The organism is Enterobacter cloacae complex sp. SYL001 (assembly GCF_049237025.1).
In the GTDB taxonomy this organism is placed as follows: Bacteria; Pseudomonadota; Gammaproteobacteria; order Enterobacterales; family Enterobacteriaceae; genus Enterobacter; species Enterobacter intestinihominis.
In genome coordinates, this window is record NZ_JBMKJI010000005.1 from 1 (window position 1) to 17767 (window position 17767).

The 17767-nt window shown below is 56.6% G+C and carries 16 protein-coding genes and 1 pseudogene; 13 read left to right on the forward strand and 4 right to left on the reverse strand.

Features of this window, described 5'->3' with window-relative positions; genetic code table 11:
* The first annotated feature begins 227 nt into the window (after positions 1 to 227).
* The 3 genes from malZ (at position 228) to ACOTZP_RS07350 (ending at position 6121) form a co-directional block, all read left to right on the forward strand.
* Positions 228 to 2045, forward strand: a complete 1818-nt coding sequence (gene malZ / locus ACOTZP_RS07340; RefSeq protein ID WP_271074980.1) for a maltodextrin glucosidase — start codon at positions 228 to 230, stop codon at positions 2043 to 2045.
* Between the two features lie 90 nt (positions 2046 to 2135).
* Complete coding sequence (locus tag ACOTZP_RS07345) at positions 2136 to 4745, forward strand: DUF2339 domain-containing protein (protein ID WP_271074979.1); 2610 nt, start codon at positions 2136 to 2138, stop codon at positions 4743 to 4745.
* Positions 4742 to 6121 carry a DUF3999 domain-containing protein gene (locus ACOTZP_RS07350; protein ID WP_271074978.1) on the forward strand — a complete coding sequence of 460 codons (1380 nt, stop codon included), beginning with the start codon at positions 4742 to 4744 and terminating at the stop codon, positions 6119 to 6121. Before ACOTZP_RS07345 ends, ACOTZP_RS07350 begins: the two co-directional genes overlap by 4 nt.
* Before the next feature lie 49 nt (positions 6122 to 6170).
* Here the strand turns inward: ACOTZP_RS07350 and ACOTZP_RS07355 are convergent, their stop codons facing one another.
* A complete protein-coding gene (locus ACOTZP_RS07355) occupies positions 6171 to 6773 on the reverse strand; it encodes a peroxiredoxin C (RefSeq protein WP_003859113.1) in 603 nt (200 codons plus the stop codon).
* Between the two features lie 127 nt (positions 6774 to 6900).
* Complete coding sequence (gene acpH / locus ACOTZP_RS07360) at positions 6901 to 7482, reverse strand: ACP phosphodiesterase (protein WP_022647220.1); 582 nt, start codon at positions 7480 to 7482, stop codon at positions 6901 to 6903.
* Positions 7483 to 7574: 92 nt separating this feature from the next.
* On the opposite strand from acpH, the gene queA reads away from it, so the two are divergent.
* The 6 genes and pseudogenes from queA to ACOTZP_RS07390 form a co-directional block, all read left to right on the forward strand.
* Positions 7575 to 8645, forward strand: a complete 1071-nt coding sequence (gene queA / locus ACOTZP_RS07365; protein WP_022647221.1) for a tRNA preQ1(34) S-adenosylmethionine ribosyltransferase-isomerase QueA — start codon at positions 7575 to 7577, stop codon at positions 8643 to 8645.
* 53 nt (positions 8646 to 8698) lie between these two features.
* Positions 8699 to 9826 (forward strand): tRNA guanosine(34) transglycosylase Tgt, encoded by a 1128-nt coding sequence (tgt, locus tag ACOTZP_RS07370; RefSeq protein ID WP_003859110.1) that lies wholly within the window; start codon positions 8699 to 8701, stop codon positions 9824 to 9826.
* Between the two features lie 22 nt (positions 9827 to 9848).
* On the forward strand, positions 9849 to 10181 hold the full coding sequence (yajC, locus tag ACOTZP_RS07375; RefSeq protein ID WP_003859109.1) for a preprotein translocase subunit YajC: 333 nt from the start codon (positions 9849 to 9851) through the stop codon (positions 10179 to 10181).
* A gap of 27 nt (positions 10182 to 10208) precedes the next feature.
* The gene (secD, locus tag ACOTZP_RS07380) at positions 10209 to 12056 is read left to right on the forward strand and encodes a protein translocase subunit SecD (protein WP_032621613.1); all 1848 of its coding nucleotides are present in this window, start codon (positions 10209 to 10211) and stop codon (positions 12054 to 12056) included.
* Positions 12057 to 12066: 10 nt separating this feature from the next.
* Complete coding sequence (gene secF, locus ACOTZP_RS07385) at positions 12067 to 13038, forward strand: protein translocase subunit SecF (protein ID WP_003859105.1); 972 nt, start codon at positions 12067 to 12069, stop codon at positions 13036 to 13038.
* A 71-nt stretch (positions 13039 to 13109) separates the two neighbouring features.
* Positions 13110 to 13220, forward strand: a pseudogene (locus ACOTZP_RS07390) (DNA-binding transcriptional regulator); the annotation flags it as partial.
* Positions 13221 to 13308: 88 nt separating this feature from the next.
* Here ACOTZP_RS07390 and ACOTZP_RS07395 read toward each other — a convergent pair.
* Positions 13309 to 14193 (reverse strand): nucleoside-specific channel-forming protein Tsx, encoded by an 885-nt coding sequence (locus ACOTZP_RS07395; protein WP_032621817.1) that lies wholly within the window; start codon positions 14191 to 14193, stop codon positions 13309 to 13311.
* Between the two features lie 268 nt (positions 14194 to 14461).
* The gene (locus ACOTZP_RS07400) at positions 14462 to 15001 is read right to left on the reverse strand and encodes a DUF3251 domain-containing protein (RefSeq protein WP_003859100.1); all 540 of its coding nucleotides are present in this window, start codon (positions 14999 to 15001) and stop codon (positions 14462 to 14464) included.
* Positions 15002 to 15153: 152 nt separating this feature from the next.
* Here ACOTZP_RS07400 and nrdR point away from each other — a divergent pair, with 152 nt between their 5' ends.
* From nrdR to nusB, 4 genes are all read left to right on the forward strand, one after another.
* A complete protein-coding gene (gene nrdR, locus ACOTZP_RS07405) occupies positions 15154 to 15603 on the forward strand; it encodes a transcriptional regulator NrdR (RefSeq protein WP_003859099.1) in 450 nt (149 codons plus the stop codon).
* Positions 15604 to 15607: 4 nt separating this feature from the next.
* Positions 15608 to 16711: a bifunctional diaminohydroxyphosphoribosylaminopyrimidine deaminase/5-amino-6-(5-phosphoribosylamino)uracil reductase RibD gene (ribD, locus tag ACOTZP_RS07410; protein ID WP_045307868.1), complete on the forward strand. Its 1104-nt coding sequence runs from the start codon at positions 15608 to 15610 to the stop codon at positions 16709 to 16711.
* An 87-nt stretch (positions 16712 to 16798) separates the two neighbouring features.
* A complete protein-coding gene (ribE, locus tag ACOTZP_RS07415; protein ID WP_003859098.1) occupies positions 16799 to 17269 on the forward strand; it encodes a 6,7-dimethyl-8-ribityllumazine synthase in 471 nt (156 codons plus the stop codon).
* A 21-nt stretch (positions 17270 to 17290) separates the two neighbouring features.
* Entirely contained in the window at positions 17291 to 17710 is a 420-nt protein-coding gene (gene nusB / locus ACOTZP_RS07420; protein ID WP_006809908.1) for a transcription antitermination factor NusB, read from the forward strand.
* Positions 17711 to 17767: the final 57 nt, after the last annotated feature.

Sequence of the window (17767 nt, forward strand, 5' to 3'; positions counted from 1 at the left end):
CAGGGCATCGCTGACAGCCCTCAGTCATTTAGAAAGCAACTTTATTGCTTCTGCATAAAAAAATTACTGGGGATCCCTCAGCCCCGTGGGAGAGGGTTAGGGTGAGGACATCAGGCCGCACTGATGCCTCCTCCCCCGTCCTCCTCCCCCAATAAATCCCATCATGGTGAGCTATCCTTAACAACCCTGTGGCAAGGTGACGTCAATTTCATCAAAGGGGATTCGTGATGTTAAACGCCTGGCACCTTCCGGTTGCCCCATTTGTTAAGCAAAACAAAGACAACCTTGTGATTACGCTCTGGCTGGCAGGGGAAAATCAGCCTGAACGTGTGACCCTGCGCGCCGAAGTGGATAACGAAGAGACATCGCTGAAAATGCACAAGGTGCGCAGCCAGCCTCAGCCGGGTATTACGGCATGGCGGGCGAATATCGATTTGCGCAGCGGACAGCCGCGTCGCCGCTACAGCTTCAAGCTGCTGTGGAACAACCGCCAGCTGTGGTTTACCCCGCAGGGCTTCAGCCGTTTCCCTCCGGCCAGGCTGGAGCAGTTTGCCGTGGATCACCCGGATAACGGCCCGCAGTGGGTTAACGATCAGGTCTTTTACCAGATTTTCCCGGACCGCTTTGCGCGCAGTGAAAAGCGCACCGCCGACCAGGACAAGGTTTATTACCATCATGCGGTCGGTCACGACATCATTCTGAAAAAATGGGACGAGCCGCTGACCGCCCAGGCGGGGGGATCGACCTTTTACGGCGGCGATCTCGACGGTATCAGCGAAAAACTGCCGTACCTGAAAAAGCTCGGCGTGACGGCGCTGTACCTGAACCCGGTGTTTAAAGCGCCAAGCGTTCACAAATACGATACGCAGGACTACCGCCACGTTGACGAGCAGTTTGGCGGTGACGAGGCGCTGCTGCGGCTGCGCCACAACACGCAAAAAGAAGGTATGCGCCTGATCCTTGATGGCGTGTTCAATCACAGCGGTGATTCTCATGCGTGGTTCGACCGCCACAATCAGTCGATGGGCGGCGCATGCCATAATCCGGATTCCCCCCAGCGTGACTGGTACAGTTTTGACGAGAATGGCCGCGCCCTGGACTGGCTGGGCTACCCGAGCCTGCCGAAGCTCGATTTCCAGTCGTCAACGCTTGTGAATGAAATCTACGGCGGCGAAGACAGCATCGTGCGCCACTGGCTGAAAGCGCCGTGGAATATGGACGGCTGGCGGCTGGACGTGGTGCATATGCTGGGTGAAGCAGGCGGGGCGCGGAATAACCTTCAGCATGTCGCCGCCATTACCCGGTCGGCAAAAGCGGCCCGGTCGGAAGCATTCGTCTTCGGGGAGCACTTTGGCGACGCGCGTCAGTGGTTGCAGGCAGATGCAGAAGACGCGTCGATGAATTATCGCGGCTTCACCTTCCCGCTGTGGGGCTTCCTCGCTAACACCGATATCTCTTACGATCCGCAGCATATTGACGCCGAAACCTGCATGGCGTGGATGGAGAACTATCGCGCTGGCCTGTCTCATCAGCAGCAGCTTCGGATGTTTAACCAGCTCGACAGCCACGATACCGCGCGCTTTAAATCGCTGCTGGGTAAAGATGTGGCGCGTCTGCCGCTGGCGGTGACCTGGCTTTTCACCTGGCCGGGCGTACCCTGCATCTATTACGGAGATGAAGTGGGGCTGGACGGTAACAACGATCCGTTCTGCCGCAAAACCTTCCCATGGGAGCCTGAAAAGCAGGATCAGGATCTGTTCAGCCTGTACCAGCGTATGGCGACACTACGCAAGCAGAGCCAGGCCCTGCGCTACGGGGGCTGTCAGGTGATGTACGCCCAAGATAATGTGGTGGTGTTTGTCCGCGTCTACAACCAGCAGCGCGTGCTGGTGGCGATCAACCGGGGTGAGGCGTGTGAAGTGGTGCTGGAAGATTCACCGCTGCTGGCCGGTAAAACGTGGAAGATCAAAGAGGGTAAAGCGACGTTCCATGAGAGCGTGCTCACGCTGCCCGCGATCTCCGCTGCGGTCTGGTTCGGCAGCTAAGCGCAGGCAGCATGGTTTTCACCTTTTAGATGGTGCAAATGCAACTATTTGTGTCAATCTTAACGGATCTTTTACGGTGAAGGTGGAAACATGGACGAGCTTTACATCCTTGGCTGTTTGTTCCTGGTTTTTGCGCTGGGCGTGGCCCCCGTGCTTGCGGTGATAGGCTTTAATCGAAGCACGGCGGCGCGGCAGGAGATCGCCCGGCTTCGCCAGCGCATTGAGGCGCTTGAGCAGCACGGTGTAGCTGAGAAAGCGCCGGAGCCGGTGCAGACCGCCGCGCCAGTGGAGACACCAGCGCCGGTGCCAGAGGCCGTTAACGCACCTGTCGATCCCTGGCGTCCCGAACCGCCCGTCACTGAAGCAGAACCTGCGCCTGTCCCGGCGGCAAAACGGCCTTCCGCCTTTGGCGGCATCCTGTCCTCGCTGACGCGCTGGTTTATGCAGGGCAATCCGCTGGCAAAACTGGGGATTGTACTGCTCTTCCTCGGCCTCTCTTTCCTGCTGCGCTATACCGTTGAACATTCACTGTTTCCGCTTGAGCTGCGTCTTGCCGCCACGGCGCTGTTTGCCATGGGTCTGCTGGCCGTTGGATGGCGGCTGCGGCACAGGCAACGGATCTACGCGCTGATCCTCCAGGGCGGGGCGACCGGCGTGCTTTACCTGACCGTCTTTGGCGCATTCCGGCTGTGGCAGATGCTGCCGATGACGCTGGCGTTTGCGCTGCTGGTAGTGATTTGCGCGGCGAGCGTCGGGCTGGCCGTGCTGCAAAAGGCGCTGAGCCTTGCCATGCTGGCGAGCCTGGGCGGATATCTTGCGCCGCTGCTCCTGTCTACCGGGGGCGGTAGCTTTGTGGCGCTGTTCTCCTTCTATCTTCTGCTCTCCATCGGCATTCTCGTCATCAGCATCTGGCAGCACTGGCGCGAGCTCAACCTGCTCGGGCTGTTCTTCACGTTTGGCGTTGGCGGAGTGTGGGGGCTGAGCGACTACCAGCCTGAAAACTATGTTATCTGTCAGCTGTTCCTGATTGCCAATACGCTTATTTTTGGCGTGTTTAGCGTAGCGCTGTCGCTGCGGGCGCAGGAAAAAGGTAAACAGATTATTGACGGCGTACTGCTGTTTGCCCCGCCGCTGATTGGTTTTGGGATGCAGTACGGCATGACGTCGCACTGGACGTACGGCCCGGCGCTCAGCGCGCTGGGTTATGGTGCGTTTTATCTCTCACTGGCGTTCCTCGCGCTGCGACGTTACCCCTCCATTGGGCGACCACTGATTATGGCGGCGCTGGCGATTGGCGGCGGGTTTGCCACGCTTGCCATTCCGCTGGCGCTTTCGGCGCGCTGGACGGCGATGGTCTGGGCGCTGGAGGGGCTGGGTATCCTCTGGCTGGGCGTGCAACAGCAGCAGCGGCGTATGAGCTATAGCGGGACGGCGCTGCTGGTGCTGGCGCTCGGCAGCGCGATATGGGCGCAGATGGACGGCGTCACCTCGCTGAGCCTGCTGCTTATTTTCGCAGTGCTCAGTCTTTGCTGGCTGGCAGCGGCCTGGTTGTGGCGAAAAATCTCTCTGCCGGGTAGTTGGGCGCTGGTGGTCGGTGGGCTGCTGTTCTGGTTAGTGGCGCAACTGGGTGCGTCGCAACTGATCCTCAAGACAGAATTATCGGTTCTTGCGGGCGTGCTGGCGCTGACGGCGGTGTCGGCCTGGGGATGGCGGCAGGCTGCCGCTCGTCTGGCATGGCGGGAGCTGGATGCCAGCAAATGGCTGCTGTGGCCGGTGATGCTGCTGATGGTGCTTTATCAGGTCTGGCAACAGCAGATCCTGGCAGCCGGCTGGGCAAATCTGGCCTGGGCTATTGCGCTGCCTGCCGCCCTGATGATGCTGCGGCGCGACGAAGATAAACTTCTTCCGCGCATCGCAATGGGGTTGCATCTGTCGCTGTTGTGGATGATTTTACTCGCCATGGCCGCCGAGCTTTACTGGTTTGCCCGCTCCCTGCCATGGGGCATGGCGGCCTGGGGAAGCGGCATTGCGATGGCTGTCGGCGGTGGGGTGATTATGGCGCTCTCCGCGGCCGTACGGCGTCGCGGGTGGCCGTTCCGGGTATGGCCTGCGCTCTACGCCTGCCTTGCCGTGATCCCTGTGGTTGTGGCGCTGGTGGTATTGCTGGTCGTGACTAATTTCCAGGACGGGGTAGTCTATCGACAGACCTGGCTGCCGCTGGTGAACCCGCTTGAGGAAGGGGCGGCGTTCGCGCTGCTGGGGCTGGTGGTGTTTTATCGGGCAGTGGATCGCCACTATCCGGCATCGCTTGCTCAGTCCCGACCGTGGCCCGCCGTTGTGCTGATGGCGCTTGGCTTCTGGTGGCTAAACGGCGCGCTGCTGCGCGCACTGGCGTGGTACGGCGAGGTGGCCTGGAATATGGAGTCGCTGTGGCATTCGCGGCTTATCCAGACCACCTTTGCCCTGTTCTGGATGTTCTGCGCGCTGGTGGTCATGATCCGCGCCACCCGTCAGGCCTCCCGTCAGCAGTGGCTTGCCGGTGCGGTGCTGCTGGGGGTGGTCATGCTCAAACTGATGCTGGTGGACAGCGCGGGCGGTGGCGGCCTGGCGCGTGCTGTCGCGTTTATTGGCGTGGCGATCCTGGTCCTGATTGTGGGCTATTTCTCGCCGCTACCGCCTAAAGCAGGAGAAGAAAAATGAAATGGATGAAATCGGTTGTTTGTGCGGCACTGCTGGCCGTCGCCGGTCCGGCATTCAGCGAGGGCGCGCTGGTGGAATCCCCGCGGGATTATGCCTATGGCCTGTCCCTTGATACCTCTGCCTCTTCGCCGTGGTATCGGGTCATGCTGCCGCTGGCGGTTTATCAGCAGAGCACATCGCCCGATCTGCGCGACGTGCGCGTGTTTAATCAGTCGGGCGAGCCGGTACCGTTCAGCCTGGTTACCACGACGCGTCCGCAGCCAGCACCGACCACCACGGCGCTGCGCCTCTTTGCGCTTAACGCCTCGACGGGCGGGGAAGAGGGCAGTGGCGATAAAATTATGTTACGTGCCAGAAACGGCGTGGAGATTGTGCTGGAAGGGCAACACGCGGCGGCTGCCGGACAGCACTATCTGCTGACCCTGCCGGAAAACGCGACGGAGGTTCCGCTCTCTCAGCTCCAGCTTTTCTGGGACACGCCGCAGGGCTCGTGGCAGGGGACGGCATCGGTCTATTACAGCGAGGATCTAAAAAACTGGTATACCCTGCGCGAAGAGATGCCCCTGCTGGACGTGATGAGTGGACAGGATCGCCTGAAGCTCGACCGCATCGATACCGATCTGGTGTTATCTCCTGAGGCGAATCGCTATCTGCTGCTGGTGCTGAACACGGGGCGTTCAGCCCTGACGTTAACCGGCGTCAACGCGATTAACGCTCCTGCGCAGCCGGAATCAGAGCACATTAGCCTGGCGGGAGAGGGGGAGCGGCTATCCGATAGCGAAGCCGTGTGGCGCTGGACGCATCCGCAGCCTCTGAGTGCGATAGCCTTCATGCTGAATGGCGACGGCGTTCTCCCGGCAGAAATAGCCTGGCGGGGGGCGGACAAGGATCGGTGGCATACGCTGAAAAAAGAGGTGATCTACCAGCTCGGCGGCAAAACGTCTGAACCTGTGCCGCTCCCGGGCGGGCTGGTCGAGGCGGTAAAAATCAAGACCTTCAATGCGCGTTTGCCAGAGAACCTGCCGGGCGTGATCGGGCAACGCGTGCGCTATGATCTGGTGTTCAACGCGCAGGGGAAGGGGCCGTATCTGCTTGCATGGGGGAACGGGGCTGCGAAACCGGCAAGCGTGGAGACGGATATGCTGATCCCGACCGAACTGCGTAAAACCTACGCTCTGGCAGCCCTGCCGATGGCGGATACGCTGGAACCTGTCCCGCTGGGCGGCGAGGCGCGTTTAACCGCGACGTCTGCGGCTGAGCAGGAAAGCAGAATGAAAACGCTGATGGTCTGGGGCGTACTGATCGTCGGGGTGATGGTGCTTGCGGGTATGGCATGGCGCATCTGGCGCGAGGTAAAAAAAGACGGCGCAGCATAAGCCATAAAAAAACCCGCGTAGTCGCGGGTTTTTTCGTAAACCGTGCCGATTACAGGCTGGATACGTTCTCAGACAGGTATTTAGCTACGCCGTCTGGGGAAGCCGCCATACCTTCTTTACCTTTTTCCCACTGAGCCGGGCACACTTCACCGTGCTCTTCGTGGAACTGGAGCGCGTCAACCATGCGCAGCATTTCGTCAATGTTACGACCCAGCGGCAGATCGTTCACAACCTGGTGACGAACGATGCCGTTCGCGTCGATCAGGAAAGAACCACGCAGCGCAACGCCAGCGTCCGGATGTTCGATACCGTAAGCCTGCTGGATTTCACGTTTGATGTCCGCAACCATCGCGTATTTCACCGCACCGATGCCGCCGTTTTCGACAGGGGTGTTACGCCATGCGTTGTGTACAAATTCAGAGTCGAAGGAGACGCCAACCACTTCCACGCCACGCTTCTGGAATTCTTCGTAACGTTTGTCGAACGCGATCAGCTCAGACGGGCAAACGAAAGTGAAGTCCATTGGCCAGAAGAACAGAACGGTCGCTTTACCGTTGGTGTGCTGTTTGAAGTTGAAGTTTTCAACGATTTCACCGTTGCCCAGAACGGCGGCAGCTGTAAAATCCGGAGCCGGACGAGTTACCAGAACCATATGATTCTCCTGTAGATACTAAGGTTATTTGGAACGCAACGCGGGCCAGTATAGAGGCAGCGCGGGAATAAGACAAAGAGGTGGTAACAATCGTTCCACCAGCTTTTACCTATCAATCGAACCGGCATCACAGTTCTTTATTTTTCGCCTGCGCCATCATGCGCGGGTAGAACTGCCAGAAGCGCGTTTCCAGCGCGTCATAATGTTTGTCCAGGTCGTGCCAGGAGTCGCGCAGCGCGTCCAGACGCGGTCGACGGCTGGCCATGCCGTTGAGCACGTTCTGAATGAAATCCATCTCGCGGTAACGCTCCAGCCAGCGTTCAGACCACAGATAGTTATTCAGATTCACAAAGCGCGGTGGGGAGTCCGGCAAAATGATCGACACCTGCGCGTGGGCGTAGCGCACAAACTCAGGCAGCGACATATCAGGCGACAGCTGGGACCAGTGGCGCGACAGGAAATGATCCCACATGACGTCGAGCGTGATCGGCGCCACGCGTCGCGTTTCGGGGCGGAACCAGGCTTTGGCTTCCGTCACTTCCGGCAGGTTATCGGTCAGCACGTCGATGCGGCGGTGCATAAAAATCCCGTCGATAACCTCGGGGGAATAATCTTCCGCGGGGTTGCCGCGTACGAAATCGGCCAGCAAATTGCCGGAGAGGGAGCTGTCCGCGAGGTGAGCGAGATGCAGGTGAGCGAGAAAATTCATGCGTTTTATTTGTCCGGTGGCGGCTAGTTGTTGCAGCAAATGGGTGGGAGCACTAGACTATGCCGCCTGTTTTTAAGTCACGAGTATACGTCATGCGCGTCGCCGATTTCTCCTTTGAACTACCTGAATCCCTGATTGCTCACTACCCCATGCCTGAGCGTAGCAGCTGTCGCTTGCTGTCACTGGACGGGCCAACGGGCGCGCTGACGCACGGTACTTTCACCGATCTGCTCGACAAGCTCAACCCTGGCGATCTGCTGGTCTTTAACAATACCCGCGTGATCCCAGCGCGTCTGTTTGGCCGTAAAGCCAGCGGCGGCAAGATTGAGGTGCTGGTCGAACGTATGCTCGATGATAAACGTATTCTGGCACATATTCGCGCATCCAAAGCGCCGAAGCCGGGCGCTGAACTGCTGCTAGGTGATGACGAGAGCATCAAAGCGACCATGACCGCGCGTCACGACGCGCTGTTCGAGGTGGAGTTTAACGACGAGCGCACGGTGCTTGATATCCTCAACGCCATCGGCCACATGCCGCTGCCGCCGTACATTGAACGCCCGGATGAAGAAGCCGACCGCGAGCTGTATCAGACCGTCTACAGCCAGAAGCCTGGCGCAGTGGCGGCGCCAACGGCGGGCCTGCACTTTGATGAACCGCTGCTGGAAAAGTTGCGCGCCAAGGGTATTGAGATGGCCTTCGTGACGCTGCACGTCGGCGCGGGGACGTTCCAGCCGGTGCGCGTGGACAGCATCGAAGACCACATCATGCACTCTGAGTATGCCGAAGTGCCGCAGGAGGTTGTGGATGCGGTGCTGGCGGCGAAAGCGCGCGGTAGCCGCGTCGTGGCCGTCGGTACAACGTCGGTACGTTCCCTTGAGAGCGCTGCGCAGGCCGCGAAAAAAGAGCTGATTGAGCCCTTCTTTGGCGATACGCAGATCTTTATCTACCCGGGCTATCAGTACAAAGTCATTGATGCGCTGGTGACCAACTTCCATCTGCCTGAATCGACGCTGATTATGCTGGTCTCCGCGTTTGCGGGGTATCAGCATACGATGAACGCCTACAAGTCTGCGGTAGAACAAAAATATCGCTTTTTTAGCTACGGTGACGCGATGTTTATCACGTACAATCCGCAGGCTTTGAATGAGCGTGTCGGGGAATAAGTCCGCGGCACCGTGTTACAACGTTGGACTGTTTTTCTGACGTCGGAGAAAAAATGAAATTTGAACTCGATACCACCGATGGCCGCGCGCGTCGCGGTCGCCTGGTGTTTGATCGCGGCGTGGTAGAAACCCCCGCGTTTATGCCTGTGGGCACGTACGGCACCGTAAAAGGAATGACGCCGGAAGAAGTTGAAGCCACTGGCGCACAGATTATTCTCGGCAACACCTTCCACCTGTGGCTGCGTCCAGGCCAGGAGATCATGAAGCTCCACGGCGACCTGCACGACTTCATGCAGTGGAAAGGCCCCATCCTCACCGACTCCGGCGGTTTCCAGGTCTTCAGCCTGGGCGATATCCGTAAGATCACCGAGCAGGGCGTACACTTCCGTAACCCGATCAACGGCGATCCAATCTTCCTCGATCCGGAAAAGTCTATGGAGATTCAGTACGATCTCGGCTCCGATATCGTGATGATCTTCGACGAATGTACGCCATACCCGGCGGACTGGGACTATGCCAAACGTTCCATGGAGATGTCCCTGCGTTGGGCGAAGCGTAGCCGCGACCGTTTTGACTCCCTGCAAAACAAAAATGCGCTGTTCGGCATTATCCAGGGCAGCGTTTACGAAGATTTACGCGATATCTCGGTTAAAGGTCTGGTAGAGATAGGCTTTGATGGCTACGCTGTCGGCGGTTTGGCTGTGGGTGAGCCGAAGGAAGATATGCACCGTATTCTGGAGCATGTCTGCCCGCAAATCCCGGCGGATAAACCACGATACCTGATGGGTGTGGGTAAACCAGAAGATCTGGTGGAAGGCGTACGTCGCGGCATTGATATGTTCGACTGCGTTATGCCAACCCGAAACGCACGTAACGGTCATCTGTTCGTTACCGATGGCGTGGTGAAAATCCGTAACGCGAAGCATAAGAGTGACACCAGCCCGCTCGATTCCGAGTGCGATTGCTATACCTGTCGCAATTATTCTCGCGCGTATCTGCATCATCTCGATCGTTGCAACGAGATTTTGGGGGCGCGTCTCAATACCATTCATAATCTTCGTTATTATCAGCGCTTAATGGCTGGTTTACGTAAGGCTATCGAAGAGGGTAAATTAGAGAGCTTCGTGACCGATTTCTACCAACGTCAGGGGCGGGATGTTCCACCGTTGAACGTTGATTAATTTTAATAATGAGGGAATTTGAATGAGCTTTTTTATTTCTGATGCGGTAGCAGCAACGGGTGCACCAGCGCAGGGCAGCCCGATGTCTCTGATTCTGATGCTGGTTGTGTTCGGTCTGATCTTCTACTTCATGATCCTGCGTCCACAGCAGAAGCGTACTAAAGAGCACAAAAACCTGATGAACTCCATCGCGAAGGGCGATGAAGTCCTGACCAATGGTGGCCTGGTGGGTCGCGTAACCAAAGTAGCGGAAAACGGCTACATTGCTATCGCCCTGAACGACACCACTGAAGTGGTTATCAAACGTGACTTCGTAGCTGCCGTTCTGCCGAAAGGCACCATGAAGGCGCTGTAATCCCAACTTTTCCCAAAGGGAACTGCCGTGTTAAATCGTTATCCTTTGTGGAAGTACATCATGCTGGTCGTCGTGATTATCGTCGGCCTGCTGTACGCGCTTCCCAACCTGTATGGTGAGGATCCGGCCGTTCAAATCACTGGCGCGCGCGGTGTCGCCGCCAGTGAGCAAACGCTGATCCAGGTCCAGAAAACGTTACAAGAAGAAAAAATTACCGCTAAGTCTGTGGCACTGGAAGAGGGCGCAATTCTTGCTCGCTTCGACACCACCGACACGCAGCTCCGCGCACGTGAAGCGCTGATGGGCGTGCTGGGTGATAAATATGTCGTGGCGCTTAACCTTGCTCCTGCAACCCCACGCTGGCTGGCTGCGCTGAACGCAGAGCCAATGAAACTGGGTCTTGACCTGCGTGGCGGCGTTCACTTCCTGATGGAAGTGGATATGGATACCGCGCTCGGCAAGCTACAGGAACAGAATATCGACAGCCTGCGCAGCGATCTGCGCGATAAAGGCATTCCGTACACCACCGTACGTAAAGAAGATAACTACGGCATGAGCATCACGTTCCGCGACAGCGCGGCACGCGATCAGGCTGTGACCTATCTGTCTCAACGTCACCGCGATCTGGTGATCACCTCTCAGGGCAGCAACCAGCTGCGTGCGGTAATGACCGACGCGCGTCTGAGTGAAGCACGTGAGTACGCCGTTCAGCAGAACATTAACATTCTGCGTAACCGTGTAAACCAGCTGGGCGTGGCTGAGCCACTGGTACAGCGTCAGGGTGCTGACCGTATCGTGGTCGAACTGCCAGGTATCCAGGATACCGCCCGTGCGAAAGAGATTCTGGGCGCGACGGCGACTCTGGAGTTCCGTCTGGTTAACGCCAACGTTGACCAGGCTGCTGCGGCTTCAGGCCGTGTGCCGGGCGATTCCGAAGTGAAACAGACCCGCGAAGGCCAGCCGGTTGTGCTGTACAAACGCGTGATCCTGACCGGTGACCATATCACCGACTCCACTTCAAGCCAGGATGAGTACAACCAGCCGCAGGTTAACATCTCGCTGGACAGCGCAGGTGGCAACATCATGTCTAACTTCACCAAGGACAACATCGGCAAGCCGATGGCGACCCTGTTCGTGGAGTACAAAGACAGCGGTAAGAAAGATGCCAATGGCCGTGCTGTGCTGGTGAAAGAGGAAGAGGTGATTAACATCGCCAACATCCAGTCTCGTCTGGGTAACAGCTTCCGTATTACCGGTATCAGCAACCCGAACGAAGCGCGTCAGCTCTCTCTGCTGCTGCGTGCCGGTGCGCTGATTGCGCCAATTCAGATTGTTGAAGAGCGTACCATCGGTCCAACCCTGGGTATGCAGAACATCAAGCAGGGTCTGGAAGCGTGTCTGGCCGGTCTGGCGGTGTCCATCATCTTCATGATCTTCTTCTATAAGAAGTTCGGCCTGATTGCGACCTCCGCGCTGATTGCCAACCTGGTGCTGATCATCGGTATCATGTCCCTGCTGCCGGGGGCGACGCTAACCATGCCGGGTATCGCGGGTATCGTTCTAACCCTTGCGGTGGCGGTCGACGCCAACGTACTGATAAACGAACGTATTAAAGAAGAGCTGAGCAACGGTCGTTCTGTACAGCAGGCGATTGAAGAAGGCTACAAAGGGGCGTTCAGCTCCATCTTCGATGCGAACGTAACAACACTGATTAAGGTTCTTATCCTGTATGCAGTGGGTACTGGCGCGATCAAAGGCTTTGCGATTACTACCGGTATCGGTGTCGCAACGTCGATGTTTACCGCTATTGTCGGCACCCGTGCCATCGTGAACCTGCTGTACGGCGGCAAGCGCGTCAAAAAGCTGTCTATCTGAGGAGTGCGTTGTGGCACAGGAATATACTGTTGAACAATTGAACCACGGCCGTAAAGTCTGGGACTTTATGCGCTGGGACTACTGGGCCTTCGGCATTTCAGGTTTTCTGCTGATCTTGTCCATCGTCATTATGGGCGTGAAAGGCTTTAACTGGGGTCTGGATTTCACCGGTGGTACGGTGATCGAAATTACCCTGGAAAAACCGGTCGATATGGACCAGATGCGTGAGTCTCTGCAAAAAGCGGGCTTTGAAGAGCCGTTGCTACAGAACTTCGGCAGCAGCCGCGACATCATGGTGCGTATGCCGCCGGTACACGATGCCAACGGCAGCCAGGAGCTGGGCAGCAAGGTCGTTCAGGTTATTAACGAAACGACCAGCCAGGATGCAACGGTTAAGCGTATTGAGTTTGTCGGCCCGAGCGTTGGTGCTGACCTGGCACAGACCGGTGCGATGGCGCTGCTGGTGGCGCTGATCTCGATTCTGATTTACGTCGGTTTCCGCTTTGAGTGGCGACTGGCGGCAGGCGTGGTTATCGCTCTGGCGCACGACGTGGTGATCACCATGGGCATACTGTCTCTCTTCCACATTGAGATTGACCTGACGATTGTGGCATCCCTGATGTCCGTTATCGGTTACTCACTGAACGACAGTATCGTGGTATCTGACCGTATTCGTGAAAACTTCCGTAAGATCCGTCGCGGCACGCCGTACGAAATCTTTAACGTGTCGTTGACCCAGACGCTGCACCGTACGTTGATCACCTCCGGCACCACCCTGATGGTGATCCTGATGCTGTTCCTGTTCGGTGGCCCGGTGCTGGAAGGCTTCTCGCTGACCATGCTGATCGGTGTGTCTATCGGTACGGCCTCGTCTATCTACGTCGCGTCCGCGCTGGCGCTGAAGCTGGGCATGAAGCGCGAACATCTGATCCAGCAGAAAGTCGAGAAAGAAGGGGCGGATCAGCCGTCCATTCTGCCGTAAGAGTCTTATGCGGTATCGAAATCCCGGCCTGCTGGCCGGGATTTTTTTTTGTCTACTCCTGACAGTATGCATACCGCTGCTTCCGGCTCGACAGGTGCCTCAATATTGTGCAGACGGAGAGACGCTTTAGCGAAAGTGCGGACAGAGCTCTGGCAGATTTTTTGCGGAAGGTGAAGCAGTAAAAAGCCGGGTGGCGGCTACGCCTTACCCGGCCTACATTCGGATCGTAGGCCCGGCAAGCGCAGCGCCACCGGGCGAAGTCCGCACAGGTTAGAAGTTGTAACCCACGACCAGGTAACCACCCCAACCGGTAGAGCGAACGCTGAAGTCGCCGTTGCCGAAGTTCAGGCTGGCGTCGTCGTTCCACTGGCCACCGTTGTGCCAGTAACGCGCAACAACAGAGTAGTGCCAGTGATCGTAGTTCAGCGCCAGGATGTGGCTGGAGGCGATGGAGTTACTGGTACGAGCATGCTTCCCGTTGTTGTCATAGAAGTTATCGTCGCCCAGGTCTGAACCCCAGTCAAAGTTGGTGAAGCCGATATAGCTCAGGTTACCGCCCCACAGCTGAGTGATTGGCACAAAGTATTTCACTTTGAAACGGTAGCCATCCCACTCGTTCTCATTTGATGCGCCATAGTTCTGCCACTGGTATTTCGCATACACGTTCAGTGACAGGCTCATTGGCAGGCCGGTTTCGATGTCAGTACCCAGACCCATATACCAGGTGCTCTGTTCCTGAGAATCGTTGCGACCCATGTCATAGATGTAGTTGTTCGCGAAGTACCACTCTTTGAACGGACCAAACGCCAGGCTGGTGCCGGTCAGTTTGTCGATAGAGAAACGCGGTTCGATTTCCATGAACAGCGGGGAGCCATTGTTCCAGATACCTTTCGCATCGGAGTTACCGCCGAAGAATACCGGCAGATCGACGTAGCCGTAGAAATCAAACCAGTCTTTCTTGGCAAACGCTTCGTATTCCAGGTAGGTATCGTTGCGGATCTGCGGCCCGAAACGGGTGTGGTAGCTGCCTACCACGTTAACGCTCTGGTGCCACCAGTCGGAGAGGTATTGTGGTTTGTCGTTTTCCGCTGCGTTAACAGTGAAAGAGGAGGACAGTGCCAGCACGGCGCCAGCTGCGAGTAATGTTTTTTTCATAATCATGCCACTGATTGAAATTCCCTTCCGGGAGTGAAAAATGCGCGAATTGCGTTTCTAAATATTTCGTGTTTCTGCGGAGCCTATTATAGGAATCCTTGCTCACAAAAATATGTGTTGTTTCACATATCTCTCACATACGTAATCGATTGCGTTCACGTTTGCGTACTTTAAACGGCCGGGATTGTAGCGGCAATCATTTATGTTGCCAATCCATACGAAATGTAAATGTTAGCGGAGTGACATTTCACTCCGCTAAAAGGGCGGGTTATTGCGCGGCAGGTTGAATGTCGTGAATGCGGATAAAGCCCAACTGTTCTGGCGTCAGTCCGCTCAGCTGGAGCGGGATATCAACATCGCTCGGTGCCAGCGTGCTGGCGGGGGCGGTGAAGAGCTGATTCTTCACATTCACCTCCTGATAGCTCTCCGTGGTGCCCTGAATCTGGCCCCACTCTACGGTGCCGCTGAAGGCGGGAAGCGGATCGTTGGATTCACCCTGAATGCGTAATGTTGCGCGCGTACCATCGGCATTCGCTGCAACATTCACCAGAGACATCTTTAGCGTGCCAATCTGGCTGTTCAGACGCGCGGGCGTGTTTGCGCCCGGCAATAAATAAACGCCATTGCTGGATTTGGCATTCAGCGCGTTCTGCTGGGTGATCTTCACGGTTTCTTTATTAAGTTTGTCCATCGCCACATTGAGCGTATTCACGCTTTGTTTCATCTCGCGAACTTCACTTTGCTGTGCGCAGGCGCTGAGCGTGAACAGGCTCCCAACCAGCACTATTTTCAGGTAACGTCTTGTCATTGCGTTTAATTCCTTGAAATCACACATTGCTGCAATGGTAGACAGGATAGTGGCGTCAGGCATAGATCCTTTGTCTCAAAAAGCTCTTCCTTTGTTGTCGGGCCAGTTCAGGGTAAAATAGAAATCAGTTAACCAGATAACAGGGACATCGTATGCATTGCCCATTTTGCTCCGCTGTGGATACCAAAGTCATCGACTCACGTCTTGTAGGCGAAGGGTCTTCCGTGCGTCGTCGTCGGCAGTGTCTGGTGTGCAACGAGCGTTTTACCACCTTCGAGGTGGCAGAGCTGGTAATGCCGCGCGTGGTAAAAAGTAACGATGTGCGCGAACCGTTCAATGAAGAAAAACTGCGTAGCGGGATGCTCAAGGCGCTGGAAAAACGGCCCGTCAGCTCCGATGACGTCGAAATGGCGTTAAATCATATTAAATCTTATCTGCGGGGGCTAGGTGAGCGCGAAGTGCCGAGCAAAATGATTGGTAACCTGGTGATGGAACAGCTGAAAAAGCTCGATAAAGTCGCCTATATTCGCTTCGCCTCCGTTTACCGCAGCTTCGAAGACATTAAAGAGTTTGGCGAAGAGATCGCCCGCTTACAGGATTGAGCCTATGCAGGACGAGATGTACATGGCGAGAGCCATGAAGCTGGCACAGCGCGGTCGGTTTACCACTCACCCTAACCCTAATGTCGGGTGCGTCATTGTTAAAGATGGCGAGATCGTGGGTGAAGGTTTTCACTACCGCGCAGGCGAGCCGCACGCTGAAGTGCATGCCCTGCGCATGGCGGGGGAGAGGGCGCGTGGCGCGACGGCTTACGTGACGCTGGAGCCATGCAGTCATCACGGGCGCACGCCTCCGTGCTGCGAAGCACTGATTGCGGCGGGAGTCTCGCGCGTTGTCGCCGCCATGCAGGATCCTAACCCGCAGGTGGCGGGCCGCGGGCTGTATCGTCTGCAACAGGAAGGGATCGACGTCAGTCACGGCCTGATGATGCAGGATGCCGAAGCCATCAACAAAGGCTTCCTGAAGCGTATGCGCACCGGTTTCCCGTTTATCCAGCTTAAGCTTGGCGCGTCACTGGATGGCCGCACGGCGATGGCGAACGGCGAGAGCCAGTGGATCACCTCGCCACAGGCAAGGCGCGATGTGCAACGTCTGCGCGCACAAAGCCATGCTATTCTCACCAGCAGTGAAACGGTGCTGGCTGACGATCCGGCCCTTACCGTGCGCTGGGATGAGCTGAATGCCGATACCCAGGCACTCTATCCGCAGGAGAACCTGCGTCAGCCGCTGCGCATTATTATTGATAGCCAGAACCGCGTGACGCCGGAACACCGTATCGTGCAGCAGCCGGGGGAAACCTGGATTGCCCGCACCAAAGAAGATACGCGCGAATGGCCGCAAGGCGTGCGCAGCATTATGGTACCGGAGCACAACGGGCATCTCGATCTGGTGGTGCTGATGATGCTGCTGGGTAAACAGCAGGTCAACAGCATCTGGGTTGAAGCCGGTCCGACGCTCGCCGGCGCGCTGCTCCAGGCAGGGCTGGTGGATGAGCTTCTGGTCTACGTTGCGCCTAAACTGTTAGGTAACGACGCGCGCGGCCTGTTTGTGCTGCCCGGCCTTGAAAAACTGGCCGATGCGCCGCAACTCTCATTCAGCGAGATTCGTCCGGTAGGCCCGGATGTCTGCCTCCATTTAACGACAGCGTAATTGCTCCTGAAATAGGGAAGCAGTGCGCAAAGTATTATGATAAAATCCGCCCCCCTGCGGGGCCAAATGAACCCGTAAAGGAAGAGTATGAACATTATTGAAGCTGCTGTAGCTACCCCGGACGCTCGCGTCGCCATCACCATTGCGCGTTTCAACAACTTCATCAACGACAGCCTGCTGGAAGGTGCGGTTGACGCCCTGAAACGTATCGGCCAGGTTAAAGATGACAACATTACCGTCGTTTGGGTACCAGGTGCTTACGAACTGCCACTGGCAGCGGGCGCGCTGGCGAAAACCGGTAAATACGACGCGGTGATTGCACTGGGTACCGTTATTCGTGGCGGCACTGCGCACTTCGAATACGTTGCGGGCGGTGCAAGCAATGGTCTGGCGCACGTTGCACAGGATGCTGAAATTCCTGTCGCGTTCGGCGTACTGACTACCGAAAGTATTGAACAAGCCATCGAACGTGCTGGCACCAAAGCCGGTAACAAAGGTGCAGAAGCTGCACTGACCGCGCTTGAAATGATCAATGTATTGAAAGCCATCAAGGCCTGATTTTTTTGTAAGGGGAATTCCGTGAAACCTGCTGCTCGTCGCCGCGCCCGTGAATGTGCCGTCCAGGCACTTTACTCCTGGCAGTTGTCCCAGAACGACATCGCTGATGTTGAATACCAGTTCCTGTCAGAACAGGACGTGAAAGACGTTGACGTTCTGTACTTCCGTGAACTGCTGTCGGGAGTGGCGACTAATAGCGCGTATCTCGATGGTCTGATGAAGCCATACCTGTCCCGTCTGCTCGAAGAGCTGGGCCAGGTCGAAAAAGCAGTGTTGCGTATCGCGCTGTTTGAGCTGTCTAAACGTGATGATGTGCCGTACAAAGTGGCCATCAACGAAGCGATCGAACTGGCAAAAACCTTCGGCGCTGAAGACAGCCACAAGTTTGTAAACGGCGTGCTGGATAAAGCCGCACCTGCGATCCGTCCCCACAAAAAGTGATCCGCAAACCGGAGTCTTGCATTGCCTTTTTGGCAGTGCGGCTCCGGTTTTTTCTTT